The organism is Caulobacter rhizosphaerae, assembly GCF_010977555.1.
Taxonomy (GTDB): Bacteria; Pseudomonadota; Alphaproteobacteria; order Caulobacterales; family Caulobacteraceae; genus Caulobacter; species Caulobacter rhizosphaerae.
The window spans coordinates 3,422,121-3,437,733 of the sequence record NZ_CP048815.1; the positions used below are offsets into that span (position 1 = coordinate 3,422,121).

The 15,613-nt window shown below is 68.7% G+C and carries 14 protein-coding genes; 6 read left to right on the forward strand and 8 right to left on the reverse strand.

Annotated elements, in window-relative coordinates:
• The first annotated feature begins 121 nt into the window (after positions 1-121).
• Both G3M57_RS15595 and G3M57_RS15600 read left to right on the forward strand, forming a co-directional pair.
• Positions 122-1,162: a substrate-binding domain-containing protein gene (locus G3M57_RS15595; RefSeq protein ID WP_163231594.1), complete on the forward strand. Its 1,041-nt coding sequence runs from the start codon at positions 122-124 to the stop codon at positions 1,160-1,162.
• Positions 1,163-1,293: 131 nt separating this feature from the next.
• Positions 1,294-1,458, forward strand: coding sequence for a hypothetical protein (locus G3M57_RS15600; RefSeq protein WP_156402193.1), 165 nt, complete (start codon positions 1,294-1,296; stop codon positions 1,456-1,458).
• On the opposite strand, the gene G3M57_RS15605 is transcribed toward G3M57_RS15600, so the two are convergent.
• From G3M57_RS15605 to G3M57_RS15615, 3 genes are all read right to left on the reverse strand, one after another.
• A complete protein-coding gene (locus tag G3M57_RS15605; RefSeq protein WP_056755323.1) occupies positions 1,455-1,808 on the reverse strand; it encodes a hypothetical protein in 354 nt (117 codons plus the stop codon). The genes G3M57_RS15600 and G3M57_RS15605 overlap by 4 nt on opposite strands.
• Before the next feature lie 28 nt (positions 1,809-1,836).
• A complete protein-coding gene (gene mepK, locus G3M57_RS15610) occupies positions 1,837-2,517 on the reverse strand; it encodes a peptidoglycan L,D-endopeptidase MepK (protein ID WP_056755319.1) in 681 nt (226 codons plus the stop codon).
• Positions 2,518-2,696: 179 nt separating this feature from the next.
• On the reverse strand, positions 2,697-4,193 hold the full coding sequence (locus tag G3M57_RS15615) for a L,D-transpeptidase family protein (RefSeq protein ID WP_482764124.1): 1,497 nt from the start codon (positions 4,191-4,193) through the stop codon (positions 2,697-2,699).
• A 217-nt stretch (positions 4,194-4,410) separates the two neighbouring features.
• On the opposite strand from G3M57_RS15615, the gene G3M57_RS15620 reads away from it, so the two are divergent.
• The 3 genes from G3M57_RS15620 to G3M57_RS15630 all read left to right on the forward strand — a co-directional run bounded on the left by G3M57_RS15620 (position 4,411) and on the right by G3M57_RS15630 (position 9,602).
• Positions 4,411-5,475, forward strand: a complete 1,065-nt coding sequence (locus G3M57_RS15620) for a glycosyltransferase family 4 protein (RefSeq protein ID WP_163231596.1) — start codon at positions 4,411-4,413, stop codon at positions 5,473-5,475.
• Positions 5,476-5,598: 123 nt separating this feature from the next.
• A complete protein-coding gene (locus tag G3M57_RS15625; RefSeq protein ID WP_163231598.1) occupies positions 5,599-7,755 on the forward strand; it encodes an amylo-alpha-1,6-glucosidase in 2,157 nt (718 codons plus the stop codon).
• Positions 7,756-7,805: 50 nt separating this feature from the next.
• Positions 7,806-9,602 carry a glycoside hydrolase family 15 protein gene (locus G3M57_RS15630; RefSeq protein WP_163231600.1) on the forward strand — a complete coding sequence of 599 codons (1,797 nt, stop codon included), beginning with the start codon at positions 7,806-7,808 and terminating at the stop codon, positions 9,600-9,602.
• 83 nt (positions 9,603-9,685) lie between these two features.
• On the opposite strand, the gene G3M57_RS15635 is transcribed toward G3M57_RS15630, so the two are convergent.
• Positions 9,686-9,961, reverse strand: a complete 276-nt coding sequence (locus tag G3M57_RS15635) for a hypothetical protein (protein WP_208789607.1) — start codon at positions 9,959-9,961, stop codon at positions 9,686-9,688.
• A gap of 489 nt (positions 9,962-10,450) precedes the next feature.
• Here G3M57_RS15635 and G3M57_RS15640 point away from each other — a divergent pair, with 489 nt between their 5' ends.
• Positions 10,451-11,488: an acyltransferase family protein gene (locus tag G3M57_RS15640; RefSeq protein WP_163231604.1), complete on the forward strand. Its 1,038-nt coding sequence runs from the start codon at positions 10,451-10,453 to the stop codon at positions 11,486-11,488.
• On the opposite strand, the gene G3M57_RS27160 is transcribed toward G3M57_RS15640, so the two are convergent.
• From G3M57_RS27160 to otsB, 4 genes are read right to left on the reverse strand one after another with little or no spacing between them, the layout of a single operon-like run.
• Entirely contained in the window at positions 11,475-12,416 is a 942-nt protein-coding gene (locus G3M57_RS27160) for an alpha/beta fold hydrolase (protein ID WP_208789608.1), read from the reverse strand. The two genes, G3M57_RS15640 and G3M57_RS27160, sit on opposite strands and share 14 nt — an antisense overlap.
• A gap of 59 nt (positions 12,417-12,475) precedes the next feature.
• Positions 12,476-13,351: a non-homologous end joining protein Ku gene (gene ku, locus G3M57_RS15650; protein WP_163231606.1), complete on the reverse strand. Its 876-nt coding sequence runs from the start codon at positions 13,349-13,351 to the stop codon at positions 12,476-12,478.
• Positions 13,352-13,354: 3 nt separating this feature from the next.
• Positions 13,355-14,833 carry an alpha,alpha-trehalose-phosphate synthase (UDP-forming) gene (locus tag G3M57_RS15655; RefSeq protein ID WP_163231608.1) on the reverse strand — a complete coding sequence of 493 codons (1,479 nt, stop codon included), beginning with the start codon at positions 14,831-14,833 and terminating at the stop codon, positions 13,355-13,357.
• Complete coding sequence (otsB, locus tag G3M57_RS15660; RefSeq protein ID WP_163231610.1) at positions 14,830-15,609, reverse strand: trehalose-phosphatase; 780 nt, start codon at positions 15,607-15,609, stop codon at positions 14,830-14,832. The genes G3M57_RS15655 and otsB overlap by 4 nt, the downstream gene beginning before the upstream one ends.
• Positions 15,610-15,613 lie beyond the last annotated feature (4 nt).

Sequence of the window (15,613 nt, forward strand, 5' to 3'; positions counted from 1 at the left end):
ATCATCCGTGGACGGACGCTGTCGCAAATCTGTCGCCAAACTGTGACAAATGACGGCGGCATAGGACGTAGACTTCGTTCACCCCTCCTTCTCGTCCCTCTCGAAAGTAGGAATGTCCCCGATGAAGACCCTGCTCGGAGCCACCGCGGCGCTCGGCCTGCTGGCTGGCGCGTCCAACGCCCACGCCGCCCGCGACTATGTCTGGGCCGCCGGCTCCTCGACCGTGTTCCCCTTCTCCACCCGCACCGCCGAGAACTTCGCCAAGAAGACCGGCAAGAAGTCGCCTAAGATCGAGAGCCTGGGCACCGGCGGCGGCATCAAGATGTTCTGCGGCGGCATGGGCGAGAAGTTCCCCGACATCGCCAACGCCTCGCGTCCGATGAAGAAGTCCGAGTTCGAGGCCTGCAAGGCCAAGGGCGTCAACAACATCGTCGAGCTGAAGATCGGCTTCGACGGCATCGTCGTGGCCATGGACAAGTCCGCGCCCGACTACAGCTTCAAGGTCGAGCACCTGTATCTGGGCCTGGGCCAGACCGTGCTGCGCGGCGGCCAGTTCGTGGCCAATCCCTACAAGACCTGGAAGGACGTCGGCGCCGGCCTGCCGGCCAACCGCATCCTGGTCTACGGTCCGCCGCCCACCTCGGGCACCCGCGACGCCTTCGTCGAGCTGGCCATCGAGGGCGGCGCCAAGAAGTTCCCCACCGCCAAGGCCCTGGCCGACAAGGACGAGAAGGGCTTCAAGGCCAAGGTCGATCCGCTGCGCACCGACGGCGGCTGGGTCGACGCCGGCGAGAACGACAACGCCATCGTCGGCACCATCGAGAAGACCCCCGGCGCCCTGGGCGTGTTCGGCTACAGCTTCCTTGAGGAAAACGCCAACCGCATCAAGGGCGCGGCCGTCAACGGCGTGAAGCCCTCGGCCCAGACGATCGCCAGCGGCCAGTACCCGCTGTCACGCTCGCTCTACATCTACGTCAAGAAGGACCAGGTCGGCGTGACCCCGGGCCTGAAGGAATTCGTCGCCGAGTTCGTGTCCGACGCCGCCACCGGCCGGGGCGGCTACCTCCAGGGCCGCGGCCTGATCCCCCTGCCCCCGACCCAGCACGAGGCTATGAAAGCCGCCGCCGGCAAGCTGCCGCCGATGGCCGCGCCGAAAGCGTAGGATTTCACCCGTCCGACGAGAAAGGGCCCCGGAGCGATCCGGGGCCCTTTTGCATTTCAGGTGCAAGCGCACAAAACTTGACCCGACGGGGTCGATGACGCTCGATAGACCCCCAGCCAGCGGAGGACGCCATGAAGGACATGATCGAAGAGCGCCTGCAGGACCTGGAACGCCTGGTCCTCAAACAGGGCGAGCGCATCGAGGCGCTGGAGGAGGCCCTGGCCTCCCTGCGCCGCGTCGCGGGACGGGATCTTCTGGCCAAGGCGAAGGATCCGTCCGAAAGCCAGGCGGCCTAGTTCGACGGGTGTTCCTGCTCGGCCCGGGACGTCATGCCGGCGGCGGCGGCGTCGTCGGCCATCTGGGCGTCGACGGGCGGCGGTTCGACCGCGGCGGCGGGGGCCGGGACGACAGCGACGGGCGGCGGCGCTTCGGGCTTGGGCGCGGCCGCGACGGGGGCGGGCTTGGCCGCGGTGGTCGCGACGGCGTCATCGGCGGCCGTGCGAATCTCGGCCGGCCCCGACCTGTAGCCCGCGCCGGTGTTCATCGAGGACGCCAGCAGCAGCACGCCGGCCGTGGCGATCACCCCGACCAGGGCTCCCAGAAGTATCCATCCGAACGGATTGCTATGACGTTCGGCCTTGGCCATCCGGGCTTCCTCTGGTTCTGCGGCCCCCTTACGAGCCGACCCAACGCCGGACGGGCCCGACGTCGACATGGACGAAATTGCTGACGGGGTAATAACCCACACCGCCGCGTCCGAGATCCAGGGCCGCGGCCCGCACACGATCCAGAGCGACGTCCTCCAGATAGACATCCATCGCCTTGCCGTCCATGTGCAGGCTGCGCTTGGCGACCTGGCCGCTGCGTTCGTGCAACATGGCGTTGGTGCGGGGCGAGCGGTAGCCGGAGATCACCTGGAAGTGCGACTTGGTCTCGGTCTTCTGGGCCAGGGCCGCCAGGATGTCGAACAGCTCCGGATGCATCGAATAGACGTCGCCGGTGCGATAGTCGCGCAGCACCTTGTCCAGGGCCTGGACGGCGTCGGGCACGTACTCGCCCTTCTCGAAATAGACCGCCTCGATCTTTTCCTGGGTGTGGATGTTGTGCAGCTTCAGCCAGCGCGGGGCGTGCGAGGCGGTGGAGGCCCGGACGACGGGCGACGCCGCCGGCGGGGCGGCGACGGCCGGAAGCCCTTCGGCCGGCAGGCCCTCGGCAAGGTCCGACTGGCTCTGGAGCAGGTCGCCGATCGGATCGGCCGCCCCCAGCTTCGATTGGGCGAAGGCCGCCATCGGCCCGACCGCGCTCGCGCCGAGCACGCCGAGGCCAAGCCCCAACAGCTTGCGTCGTTCGATCATGATACGCTTCCCCGGACTGACCCCGCGCGAGGCCGGAAGGCCGGATCGCTCCACTTGGCGACCCTCACGCGAGCACTAAAACGCCAGAGTCTTTACGAAACGGCCAAAGCCTTCCGAACGGAAGACCAGCCGAAACGAAAGCCTGCTGCCCGGGAAGAGGCCTTACGCGGCGCCCTGGGTCAAGCTGGGCCGGGGCCTCCTGCGGCGATACGCAGCACCAGCTCCTTATCCCAGCCATACGGGTCGTCGCGGAAGTTCATCTGCCCGTCCGGGGTCATATAGGCCGTCCAGTAGAGCAGAAATACGGCGATGGGCTGGGCCAGCGGCGCGCGCACCGTCTTGCCCGAGGCCAGGGTGGCGTCGACCACGTCCGGCTGCCAGTCGGGACTGGAGGCCAGCAGTTGCTTGGCCAGGGGGATCGGCTTTTCCAGCCGCACGCAGCCGTGGCTAGCCAGGCGGCTGAAGCTGGCGAACTTCGAGCGGCTGGGCGTGTCGTGCAGATAGACGCCGTAGGGATTGTCGAAGTCGAACTTGACCAGGCCCAGGGCGGCCTTCGGTCCGGCCTTCTGCTGCAGCCGCGAAGTCCCCTCGCCGGTCGAGATGATGACGAAGTCGTTGCGCTTCAGATAGCCGGGACTGGCCCGCTCCTTGGGCCACAGCTCCTTGGCGGCGATCGACGAGGGCACGTTCCACGGCGGATTGAGCACGATGGAGCGGATCGTCGACTGCAGCATCGGCGTCTCGTCGCCCGGACGACCGGTCACCGCCCGCATGGTCAGGTTCGGGGCGTCGTCATGGAAGACGCTCATCACCGCGGCGGCGATGTTGACCTGGATGCGGTCGGCCGGCAGCTGCTGGGGCAGCCAGCGCCAGCGCTCCATATTGGCCAGGATCTGGTCTATCCGCCGCTCGACCGGCACGTTCAGCGCCGCCAGGGTCATGGGCCCCAGCCCGCCGTCGGGATTGAGGCCGAAACGCTTCTGGGCCCGCATCAGGGCCTGCTGCAGGGCGGCGTCGAACACCGGCGCGCGGTCGACCGCCACGGTCGTGTCCTCGACCGCCAGCCGGGCTTCCAAGGCGGCGATGCGCGGATCGCCTGTGGCGCCCAGCTTCAGCGGCTCGCCCGACGCCACGGACTTCCAGCCGCCGGCCGCGGCGATGTCGCGATAGGTCGCCAGGCCCTTTCGCAGGGTCTGGTAGCCGGTATAGGGCGGCGGCAGGCTGTCCAGCCATGGGCCGAGGCGGTCCTGGGCGGCGGCCTGGATGAAGTCGGGCCCGGGATCATAGGGCGCGGGGCGCAGGCCCCACTCGCCGAGGAAGGCGTCCGGCGCCAGGCGGCCCGTGCGCACGGCCTTGGCGTAGCGCAGGGTCAGGCCGATCAGCTGGGCCTGCCCGGCCTGGCGGGCGGCCGCCTCGCGGGCGTTCAGCAGGGGCAGCACGGGCTCGGGCGAGAAGGCGGCCGGCTCGAAGCCGTGGGTGTAGGCCTGGGTCAGGACGCGGAGCAGCAGCTCAATCTGGTCGGAGCGCAGCACCACGCTGGTCGGCGGCGGCGAGGCCGGCTGCTGCGGGGCCCGCACCAGGGGCGGATTCTGGAGCTGGGCGGCCGCCGACGAAAGCGAGAAAAGCGAGACCGCGCCGCCGAGCAGCGCGTCACGTTTGGTCCAGGAGTTGATCACCGTCGAAAGGTCTCGCCGTACGCTTGCGCGCGGCCACTCCGCGCGCCCTCAAATGGCCGCCCCGATCCCGGCTCGTCAACGTGCGTATCCATCGAAGGCCAACGGTTCAGGCAGCTTATGGTTCTTTATTTTCGATGCGGAACCTTACAGCCACACTGGCGGTTTGGTTTGACGTCGGGGCGTGCGGTCGCGCCCTTTCAGCGTCAGGAATTCAGCCATGAGGATCGCCCAGGTTCCGCCCCTGTACGAAGCCGTTCCACCACGTCTCTACGGCGGCACAGAACGCGTCGTCGCACACCTTACGGACGCCCTGGTCGACCTGGGCCATGAGGTCACCCTCTTCGCTTCAGGCGACGCGCGGACCAAGGCGGAACTGGTGGTCGTGCGCGACCAGGCCATCCGCCTGGACCCCGCCCTGCTCAAGTCGGACCTGGCGGCCCACATGGCCATGCTGGCCGAGGTCCGCCGCCAAGCCCGCCGCTTCGACGTCATCCACTTCCATACCGACATGATCCACTTCCCGATGTTCGAGGACATGCCGGAACGAACCCTGACCACCCTGCACGGCCGACTGGACCTTAAGGACCTGCCGGGCGTCTATCGCCGCTGGCCCCAGTTCCCCCTGGTCTCGATCTCGGACGACCAGCGCCGCCCCCTGCCCTTCGCCAACTGGGCCGGCACGGTGCTGCACGGCATGGCCGAGGAGATCTACGATTTTCGTCCGAAATCCGAGGGTTACTTGGCCTTCCTCGGCCGCATCTCGCCCGAGAAGGGCCCTGACCGGGCCATCGCCATCGCCAAGCGCCTGGGCAAGAAACTCAAGATCGCCGCCAAGATCGACGCCGCTGATCGCGCCTATTTCCATGACGAGATCGAGCACCTGCTGGACCACCCGCTGATCGAGTTCATCGGCGAGATCGGCGACCACGAGAAGTCCGCCTTCCTGGGCGGCGCCGACGCCCTGCTGTTCCCGATCGCTTGGCCCGAGCCGTTCGGCCTGGTGATGATCGAGGCCATGGCCTGCGGCACGCCGGTCATCGCCTACGACTGCGGCTCGGTGCCCGAGGTGATCGAGCACGGCCTGACCGGCTTCATCGTCAAGAATGAAGACGAGGCGGTCGCCGCCGCCCAACGCCTGGGCGACCTGGACCGCCGGAAGATCCGCCGCCGGTTCGAGACTCGGTTCTCGGCGACCGCCATGGCCCGCCGCTACCTGGACCTCTATGATCGACTGGAAGAAGCGTCCGCGCCGCCGCGCCTGACGCTGGCCCAAAGCGCCTGACCCGACCTTCGCGCGGTCGCCGCGTCGGAGACACGATCAGGTTTTAGGAATCGGGAACCCGCCCGCCGCGCCCGCGCGGCGCGGCGGGTTTTCGAGGGACCTCAGCGCAAGGGGCCACACGGCATGGACGACCTCACACCCGGCCCGACTTCGGGCGCCGTCGAGCAGGGCGAGACGGGCGAACCGCGCGTCCCCTACCGGCTGTTCGCGCTGAAGGACAAGGATACCTTCCTGGTGGCCGACGCGTTCGGCGACGTGCTGGGCGCGGCCGACGGCCTGTTCCATGACGACACCCGCCTGCTGTCGCGGCTGCGCCTGCTGATCGGCAACCGGGCGCCGGCCCTGCTGAGCGCGGCGGTGTCGCAGGACAACGTGTTCTTCACCTCCCATTCGACCAACGAGCCCCTGCCCGCCCTGGGCGGAGCGGCGGCCCCGCATGGCGCGATCCATATCGAGCGCAAGCGGTTCCTGTGGGACCAGCGGCTGTACGAGCGCCTGCGCTTCGTCAACTACAGCCGCGACATGGTCATCTTGCCGGTCGGCCTGGAATACGACGCCGACTTCCACGACATGTTCGAGGTGCGCGGCTCCAAGCGTCCGGCCCGCGGCCGGGTGGCGCCCGCCCAGACGAACGGCCGCTCGGTGACCTACGCCTATGACGGCCTGGACGGCGTGCGGCGCACCAGCATCATCTCGTTCTCGGAGCCGCCCGGACGCCTGGGTCCGCAGCGCGCCGACTTCATGTTCATGCTGACGCCGGAGACCCATTTCGACCTCTATATCGAGGTGGGCGTCGAGCCGGGCCATCCGCCCACCCGCGAGCGATGGCGGGCGGCGGCGGCGCGGGCCCGGATCGACATGCGCAATCGCCGGCGGCGCGGGGCGCGGCTGCACAGCTCGGGCCGGCTGTTCAACGACTGGCTGGAGAAGTCGCGGGCCGATCTGGCCCTGCTGACCACTCAGTTCGCCACCGGCCCCTATCCCTATGCCGGAATCCCCTGGTTCTCGACCCCGTTTGGGCGCGACGCGATCATCACCGCCTGGCAGGTGCTGTGGATCGAGCCCGGCCTGGCCAAGGGGGTTCTGGGTTACCTGGCCGAGCACCAGGCCGAGGAGGTCAGCGCCTTCCGCGACAGCGCGCCCGGCAAGATCATGCACGAGACCCGCAAGGGCGAGATGACCGCCTTGGGCGAACTGCCGTTCGGCCGCTACTACGGCGGGGTCGACACCACGCCGCTGTTCGTGGCCCTGGCCTGCGCCTATGCCGAGCGCACCGGCGACCTGGCCTTCATCGACGGCCTGTGGGAGCCGCTGCTGAACGCCATCGCCTGGATCGAGCATTTCGGCGACAGCGACGGCGACGGCCTGATCGACTACGCCCGCGGCCTGGACTCCGGCCTGTCGAACCAGAACTGGAAGGACAGCGAGGACAGCGTCTTCCACGAGGATGGCAAGTTCCCCGACGGGCCCATCGCCGTCGTCGAGGTCCAGGGCTACGCCTTCGCCGCCTTCCGGGGCATGGCGGACCTGGCCCAGCGGCGCGGCGATCGCGCGAACGCCGACCGCTGGCGGGCCAAGGCCGAGCACCTGCGCCTGGAGGTCGAGACCAAGTTCTGGATGGAGGACAAGGGCTTCTACGCCATGGCCATCGACGGCCATGGCAAGCCTTGCCGGGTGCGCGGCTCCAATCCCGGCCACCTGCTGTTCTGCGGCCTGCCCTCGCCCGAACGCGCCGCCAAGGTGGCCGACGCCCTGCTGTCGGCGGCGTTCCACAACGGTTTTGGGGTGCGGACCCTGGCTCAGGGCGAGCCCCGCTTCAACCCGATGAGCTACCACAACGGTTCGGTCTGGCCGCACGACACGGCGATCTGCGCCATGGGCCTGGCTCGCTACGGCCATCGCGACGGGGTGGTGGAGATGACCTCGGGCCTGTTCGAGACCGCCGCCCACTACGAGATGCGCCTGCCCGAGCTGTTCTGCGGTTTCCCGCGCCAGCCGGGCGAGCCGCCGGTGGCCTATCCGGTGGCCTGCCTGCCCCAGGCCTGGGCGGCCGGATCGGCCTTCATGATGCTGCAGGCATGCCTGGGGATCACCATCGACGGCTGGCGGGGCGAGGTGCACCTGACCGACCCGCGCCTGCCGATCGGCATCGACCACCTGCAGGTCGACGGCCTGCGGATCGGCGAGGCGTGCGCCGACATCACCTTCGAGCACATCGGCGCCCATGTGGCGGCCCACACCAGCAAGTCGTCGCCGGTGCCGATCCTGATCCGGCGCTGACCGCCCCGCCACGCGAGAACTCGAACCTGAAAGACGAGCTGGACCAAACCATGCCGCAGAACCTCGACCTCTTCCCGATCGGCAACTGCGCCGTCAGCGCCCTGATCGACCGCGGCGGCCGTTTCGTCTGGGCCTGCGCGCCGCGCATCGATTCCGACCCGGTGTTCAGCGCGCTGCTGGGCGGGCTGGAGCCCGGCGACCCGGCCGCCAAGGGCGTCTGGGAGGTGGTCGTCGACGGCGCCACGACCGTGGAGCAGGACTATCTGCGCAACACTCCGATCCTGCGCACGGTGATCACCGACGCCGACGGAGCCAGCATCGAGATCATCGACTTCGCCCCCCGCTACCAGCAGTTCGGCCGCAGCTTCCGGCCGACGGCCTTCATCCGCCTGATCCGGCCGCTCACCAGCGTGGCGCGGATCACCATCCGCCTGCGCCCCACCGCCGACTGGGGCGCGCGGGCGGCCGAGCACACCCACGGCTCCAACCACATCCGCTACCTGTGCTCGGACATGACCCTGCGCCTGTCCACCGACGGGCCGGTGTCGCACGTGCTGGAGGAGCGGACCTTCCGGCTGGAGAAGTCGATCGCCATGTACCTGGGGGCCGACGAGGGCTTCAACGCCGACATCGGCGCCACCTGCAACCGCATGCTGCAGCAGACCCAGGAATACTGGATGGACTGGGTGCGCGGCTTGGCCGTGCCGCTGGACTACCAGACCGCGGTGATCCGCTCGGCCATCACCCTGAAGCTCTGCATGCACGAGGAGACCGGCGCGATCGTGGCGGCCATGACCACCTCGATCCCCGAGCACGCCGACAGCGGCCGCAACTGGGACTATCGCTACTGCTGGCTGCGCGACGCCTATTACGTGGTCCAGGCGCTGAACCGCCTGGGCGCGGTCGACATCCTGGAGAACTATCTGGGCTACCTGCGCAACATCGTCGACCGGGCCGCCGGCGGCCATATCCAGCCGCTGTTCGGGGTGGGGTTCGAGCCGCAACTGACCGAGCGCTTCGCCCCCGACCTGCCAGGCTATCGCGGCATGGGGCCGGTGCGGATCGGTAATCAGGCCTTCGAGCACCAGCAGCACGACGTCTACGGCCAGATCATCCTGTCGACCGTCCAGGCCTTCTTCGACGAGCGGCTGCTGCGGCCGGGCACGGTCGAGGACTTCCAGAACCTGGAGCCGGTGGGCGAGCGCGCCTTCCAGCTGCACGACCAGCCGGACGCCAGCCTGTGGGAGTTCCGCGGCCGGGCCAATGTCCACACCTATTCGGCGGTAATGTGCTGGGCGGCGTGCGACCGGCTGGGCAACGCCGCCGCGCGACTGGGCCTGGCCGACCGGGCCGAGTTCTGGAACGCCCGCGCCGCCAAGGTGCGCGAGACCATCGACAAGCGCGCCTGGAACGAGACCCTGGGCCGCTTCGCCGCCACCTTCGAGGGCGACGAGCTGGACGCCAGCCTGCTGCAGCTGGTCGACCTGCGGTTCATCGAGGCCAACGATCCGCGCAACACCGCCACGGTCGCGGCCATCGAAGCCGGCCTGCGCAAGGGCTCCTACCTGCTGCGCTACGCCATCCCCGACGACTTCGGCGCGCCGCAGACGGCGTTCAACATCTGCACCTTCTGGCTGGTGGAGGCCCTCTACCTGGCCGGCCGCATCGACGAGGCGCGCGAACTGTTCGAGGAGATGCTGGCCCGCCGCACCACCGCCGGCCTGCTGTCGGAGGACATCGGCTTCGCGGACGGCGAGCTGTGGGGCAACTATCCCCAGACCTATTCCCTGGTCGGCCTGATCAACTGCGCGGTGCTGCTGAGCCGGCCGTGGATCTCGGTGCGGTGACTTCACAAAAGCCACCGTCGCGCTTGGCGACGGTGGTCAGTGAGTATTCAAAGCATGTATCTCGATGTACGAGAGACGCAGGTCTACCAAACCAATTCGCGGTTCAGATTCGCGTAGACCCAATCCAGACCGATGCTGCGGAAGAACGGATGCCAATTGCGGTTGGCAATGAATGCCATCCGACCAGCCCCGTCTTCCCAAACGGGAACCACGGTGCCTCTCAAACCCGCCGAGTGGGAACGGGCCTGGAGTTCACTGACGATCTCGTGTTGGGCCCGGTCATTTTTATGGCCGAAGCTGCTATCGAGTGGGACGACGATCAAATCGACGCCCTGTTCGCGTACGTGCGCGATGCTCATTCTAGTCATAGTCCAAGGTCCTTTGGCGAGTGCCAGAAAAAGACCGAGGACTTGCAATTAGTAAGTCGGGAGCTATGCTCCGAACCGTTCACACCTATCTCGTGCGTCCCCGGCAACGGTTTGCACGAGGTCCGGAACTCTGGAACCGTCGGGCTCTGAACCCCGGCGGTTCTTTTGTTAACGGACCTGCAATAATAGGGATGAGGCGCCTCGGGCGTCGAGTCAAGGACACGCATCCAGCGATTCACGACCCCACTAATGGGGCTACGCCTAGCGGATTTGTCAAAATCTAGTCCTGCTAAGGTTTCTGTGCCGATTCCGCACTTGCCTCAATGATTCGATTTACCCGCAGGAAACGTCCTCGCTGCAGGTGCGAATTGAGAACTGCACCTGGCACACTTCCATACAACGGAGTCCGTTGAGTCTTGTGCCTGACTCCAATGCGCTCCCCCCTTGCGAAACCCGCCGCGATCCTGAAAGAACCGACGGGTGACGGAACACAGGACACGACGCCTCGCCGGCCTGGACGGCCTGCGAGCGGTGGCGGCGCTGGGGGTGCTGCTGTACCACGCGGCCGACTGGTCGGGACGGCCGGGCCGCTTCGCCCACGGCTACCTGGCCGTGGACTTCTTCTTCTGCCTCAGCGGCTTCGTCCTGGCCCACGCCTTCGAGCGGCGCGAGATCGGCTGGCCGGCCTATCTGTGGATCCGCGTGGTGCGGATCTGGCCGCTGCTGGTGCTGTCGACCCTGATCGGCGCGGTCCTGACCTCACGCCATAGCCCGCCCTTCTGGCCCAACCTGGCCCGCGGCTTGCTGCTGGTTCCCCGCCTGGGGCATCCGGCCGAATGGACCTTCCCCACCCTGTTCCCGTTCAACCCGCCCGCCTGGTCGCTGTGCCTGGAGGTGATCGTCAGCGCCCTGTGGTTCCCGCTGCGGCGCGCGCCCGACCTGGTGGTCGCCGCGATCGTCTTCTGCTGCGGGGTGGTGATGGCCTGGGCCGCCCTGGGCCTGAACGGGGTGGAGACCGGCTGGGACCAGGCGACGTTCTGGCTGGGCGTGGTGCGCGCCGCCTTCAGCTTCGGCCTGGGCTGGCTGGGCTGGCGCTACCGGGCCCTGGCGCCGCGCCCGCGGCTCGGCTTGGCGGCCGTCGTCCTGCTGACCGTGCTGGTCATGCCGCTGATGCCTGGCCGACCGTGGAACGGGCTCTACGACTTCGCCTGCGTGGCGGTGCTGTTTCCGCTGCTGGTGCTGATCGGCGCCAACGATCCCCAGGGCGTGGCGGGCGCGCTGTGCCGGGCGACGGGCGACCTTTCCTACCCGCTCTATGCGACCCACTGGGCGACCTGGGCGGTCATGCTGCGGCTCTATCCCGACGGCTGGAAGTCTCTGCTGCCGGTGTGGTTGCCGGCCCTGGCCGTGGTGCTGGCGCCTATCGTGGCGTGGGTCGCGTTCCGGCTCTACGATGCGCCCGTGCGCCGATGGCTGCGCGCCTGGAACCCCGCGACCCAGGCGATCAGCACCGGCTAGCGCCCATTTCCGGCCCTTGCCCATCCATCCAGTCGACCGCCTCGACCACACGGTCGCGCTGGCCGTCGAGGATGGCGGTGTGGCTGGCCTGGACGTCGATCACCACCGCGCGGCAAGCGCGCGCGGCCGGGGCGACCTGAGCGGCGCGCCAGGCGCGATCCAGGGGCTTGTCCGGGCTGCGGCTGGCGACGACCACGGCCACCGGAATGGCCGGACGCAGCGGCGGCAGGGCGTCGACCGCGGCCAGGCCGGGCAGGAAGGCCCGCTCCTCCTGCAGCGCGGCCTTGATGCTGCTGCGCCTGGTCCAGGCCCTGCGCCGACGTGCGGCCGCCTCGGCCGCGGGCGAGATGTCGTCGATCAGCGGGACCAGCCGGGTCAGGCCGACCGCGCGGGCGAACGGGGTAAAGCCCGCCAGCCGCGCCTCGCGCCGCAGGTCGACCATGGCCAGCGGCTGGTCCTTGGCGTCGGTCCCCACCGCGTCGACCAGCACCAGCCCCGCCGTCCGCTCGGGCCACAGACGGGCGAACGCCTCGACATAGAGCCCGCCGTTCGAATGGCCCGCCAGGATCACCGGCGCGTCGCCCTCCTCCGCCGCGACAAGGGCGCCCAGCCGCCGGGCGATGGCGACGGGAGAGCGGTCCAGGTCGTGCATCGCGGCCAGGCCTATGCCGTCGCGATCATAGGCGCAGACCTTGCCCTCGGCGGCCAGGTCCTGCGCCACCAGCGACCAGTCAGCCGCCCCGCCAAACGCCCCCGCCTCGAGGATCACGGTGGGACGGGCGGACCTGCGGCCCTGGCATTCCAGCCCGCCGCCGGCCGTCGGGAGCGGACCCACGGTGACGCAGCTGCTGGCCGCCAGGGCGACCAGGACCAGGGCGCACAGCCTGGCGCTGAAGTTCGGACGGAGTTTCGGAACGCGTCGTCTCACCGGCCGGCAAGAGCGGCCCATCGCGGGGGATGGCAAGCGCGAAGTCGTCGCCGATCCGCCTAGGAGGCCTTTTTGCGGGGCGCCGCGCGCTTCGTGGGCGCTTTTTCCGCGGCCTTCTTCGGCTTGGCCGTGGAGCGGGCCGTGGATTGGGCCGCGCCCGGCTTCTGCCCCAGGCTCTTGCGCAAGGCCTCCATCAGGTCGACGACATTGGTGTTGTCCGGCTCCTCGACCGTCACCTTGGCCTTGCCGCCCTTTTCCTTCTGCTTGATCAGGGCCCGCAGCGCGTCCTCGTAACGGTCCTTGAACTGGCTGGGATCGAACGGACCTTCCTGCTGCTCGATGATCTTCTCGGCGATGGCCACCATCTGTGGGTCGGCCTTCCGGTCGGGGATATCGTCGAACAGCTCGGCGGAATCGCGCACCTCGTCATGGCTGCGCAGGGTGTAGCAGATCAGGCCGTTATCGCGCGGCTCGATGGCCAGCAGCCGTTCACGGGTGTGCATCACCACCCGGCCCAGGGCGATCTTGCCCGCCCCGGCCATGGCGTCGCGGATCACGGTGTAGGCGTCCAGCGCCAGCTTGCCGTCGGGCACCAGGAAATAGGGATTGTCCCAGTAGAGCCGGTCGATGTCGGCGGCGTCGACGAAGCGCTCGATGTCGATGGTGCGGGTGCTTTCCAGCCGCACGCTTTCGATCTCCTCGGGCGTCAGGATCACATAGTGGTCCTTCTCGTACTCGTAGCCCTTGACCAGGTCCGAGCGGTTCACCGGCCCCAGGTCGGGGTCAGTGGCGATCATCTTGATGCGGTTATGGGTCTTGGGGTGGAGCAGGTTGAACCGCACCTCGCCGCCGGGACTGGTGGCCGTGTACATCGCCACCGGGCAGGTGACGAGCGACAGCCGCAGGTGGCCTTGCCAGCTGGGGCGGGCGGCCATGACTCAGGCCCTCCCGCCGGCGCGCAAGGCCAGGGCGGGCGGCGCCGTCAGGGCCAGCTTGGCTCCGCCGGCCTTGGCGCCGTCCTGCCGGGTCAGGGCCGGCGTCGGGGTGGGCTCGCGCAGCTGGGCCACGAAGTCGTCGCGCCAGGCCGTGACATCCTGGCGGGTGACGTTGTCCATCAGGCTCTCGAAGCGCCGCCGGCGCTCGTCGATGTCCATGTTCAGGGCCCGGGTCAGGGCGTCGGAGATCTCCTCGGGGCTGTTGGGATTAATGATCAGCGCCTCCTTCATCTGCCGCGCGGCGCCGGCGAAGCGCGACAGGATCAGCACGCCGGGATCGTAGGGCGTCTGAGAGGCCACGTACTCCTTGGCCACCAGATTCATGCCGTCCCGCAGCGGGGTGACCAGGGCGGCCTTGGACGCGCGATAGACGCCCGCCAGCTCGTCGCGGCGATAGCTGCGATTGAGGTAGCGGATCGGGTTGTAGTCCATGTCGGCATAGGCGCCGTTGATCCGGCCGATCAGGCCGTCCAGCCGCCCGCGCAGATCCTGATAGGCCTCGACCTCGTCGCGCGAGATCGGGGCGATCTGCAGCAGCATCACCTCGCGCCGCGCCTGTGGATTGTCGTGCAGGAAGCGCTCGAAGCCGATCAGCCGCTCCTCCAGCCCCTTGGAATAGTCCAGGCGGTCGACGCCCACGACCATCTTGCGGAATACGCTGTGGGCCATCAGACGATCATAGACGCGGGTCGCGCGCGGGCTTTCCTTGATGCGGGCGAAGTCCTCGGCGTCGATGCCGATCGGGAACGCCGCGGCCCGGGTGATCTGGCCAAAGGCGGTCAGCCGCCCGTCCTCGGTCCGCTCGCCGCCTACCTCGTTGAACACATAGCCCTCGAAGGCTTGGACGCTCTCCTCGGTCTGGAAGCCGACCAGATCATAGTGGAACAGCGCCTCGACCAGCGGCCGGTGGCGCGGCAGAGTCACCACCAGCTGGTGGGCCGGCCAGGGGATGTGCAGGAAAAAGCCGATGCGGTTGGTCACGCCCAGCCGCCGCAGCTCCCGCGCCATCGGGATCAGGTGGTAGTCGTGCACCCAGATGATGTCGTCCGGCTCGATCAGCGGCAGCAGGGTCTGGGCGAACCGCCGGTTGACCCGGTCATAACCCTCGCCGAACGAGCGGTCGTAGGCGGTCAGGTCGACCCGGTAGTGGAACAGCGGCCACAGGGTCTTGTTGGCGTAGCCGTTGTAGTATTCCTGGTAGTCGCCCTCCTCCAGGTCGACCGTGGCCACGGTGACGCCGTCGGCCTTCTGCATGTTCAGCTGACCGGTGAACTCGGTGGTGGTCTTGCCGCTCCATCCGAACCAGATGCCGGAATATTCCCGCAGGGCCGCGGCCAGGGCCATGGCCAGGCCGCCGACGCTTTCGTCGCCCTTGCCGGTGGGCGGATTGACGCGATTGGAAACGACGATCAGACGGCTCATGCAGCGGCCCTTCCGATTGAAGCGCTCAGCCAGTCGAGCACGGCGTTGAAATCGTTCAGGCGATAGGTCGCCTGGGTGGGGCGATGCGACGGACCGACCAGCACGCCATAGCCGCCCAGTCGGGCGGCGGCGGCGAAGCCGTCCTCGTCGGTCAAGTCGTCGCCGACGAACACCGGGGTCGCGCCGTCGAACGGCGCCTCGCGCAGGAAGGCGGTGACCGCCTTGCCCTTGTCCTGGCCGGGCGTGCGCAGCTCGGCCACCATGTCGCCCAGCTGGAGCACCAGCTCCGAGCCCCGGGCCAGGCGCTCGGCGGCCTCGATCACCGCGTCGGCGGCCGAGGGCACGTTGCGATAGTGCAAGGCGACGCTGAGGTCCTTGTCCTCGAACAGCAGGCCGCGATCCCCGCGCGCCAGATCGCGCAGCACGTCGCGGGCGTGGTGGAGGTCCGGGTGCGGCGGCAGGCGGTCGACGCCGTTCCCCCCGCGGCGCACCAGCCCGTGGACCGCGGCGACGAACCTCACCCGGCCTTCCAGGATACGGTCGACGTCCTCCAGCGCGCGGCCGCTGACGACGGCCAGCCGGCCTTCCAGCGCGCGCGACAGAGCGTCGAGCAGCGCGGCGCGCCGAGCGTCGGGCCCCACCTGCTCGGGGCGGGGCATGATGGGGGCCAGGGTTCCGTCAAGATCGAGAAACAACGCCGCGCGAGGCGGCAAGGCGAGTGGTGGTGGCGGCAAATCGCTCGGCGCATGCCGAACGACTGACCTGAACGCGGTCATGGCG

Coding starts and splice junctions, on each gene's coding strand:
- G3M57_RS15595 (WP_163231594.1), top strand. CDS start 122: ATGAAGACCCTGCTCGGAGCCACCGCGGCGCTCGGCCTGCTGGCTGGC.
- G3M57_RS15600 (WP_156402193.1), top strand. CDS start 1,294: ATGAAGGACATGATCGAAGAGCGCCTGCAGGACCTGGAACGCCTGGTC.
- G3M57_RS15605 (WP_056755323.1), bottom strand. CDS start 1,808: ATGGCCAAGGCCGAACGTCATAGCAATCCGTTCGGATGGATACTTCTG.
- mepK (WP_056755319.1), bottom strand. CDS start 2,517: ATGATCGAACGACGCAAGCTGTTGGGGCTTGGCCTCGGCGTGCTCGGC.
- G3M57_RS15620 (WP_163231596.1), top strand. CDS start 4,411: ATGAGGATCGCCCAGGTTCCGCCCCTGTACGAAGCCGTTCCACCACGT.
- G3M57_RS15625 (WP_163231598.1), top strand. CDS start 5,599: ATGGACGACCTCACACCCGGCCCGACTTCGGGCGCCGTCGAGCAGGGC.
- G3M57_RS15630 (WP_163231600.1), top strand. CDS start 7,806: ATGCCGCAGAACCTCGACCTCTTCCCGATCGGCAACTGCGCCGTCAGC.
- G3M57_RS15635 (WP_208789607.1), bottom strand. CDS start 9,961: ATGAGCATCGCGCACGTACGCGAACAGGGCGTCGATTTGATCGTCGTC.
- ku (WP_163231606.1), bottom strand. CDS start 13,351: ATGGCCGCCCGCCCCAGCTGGCAAGGCCACCTGCGGCTGTCGCTCGTC.
- G3M57_RS15655 (WP_163231608.1), bottom strand. CDS start 14,833: ATGAGCCGTCTGATCGTCGTTTCCAATCGCGTCAATCCGCCCACCGGC.
- otsB (WP_163231610.1), bottom strand. CDS start 15,609: ATGACCGCGTTCAGGTCAGTCGTTCGGCATGCGCCGAGCGATTTGCCG.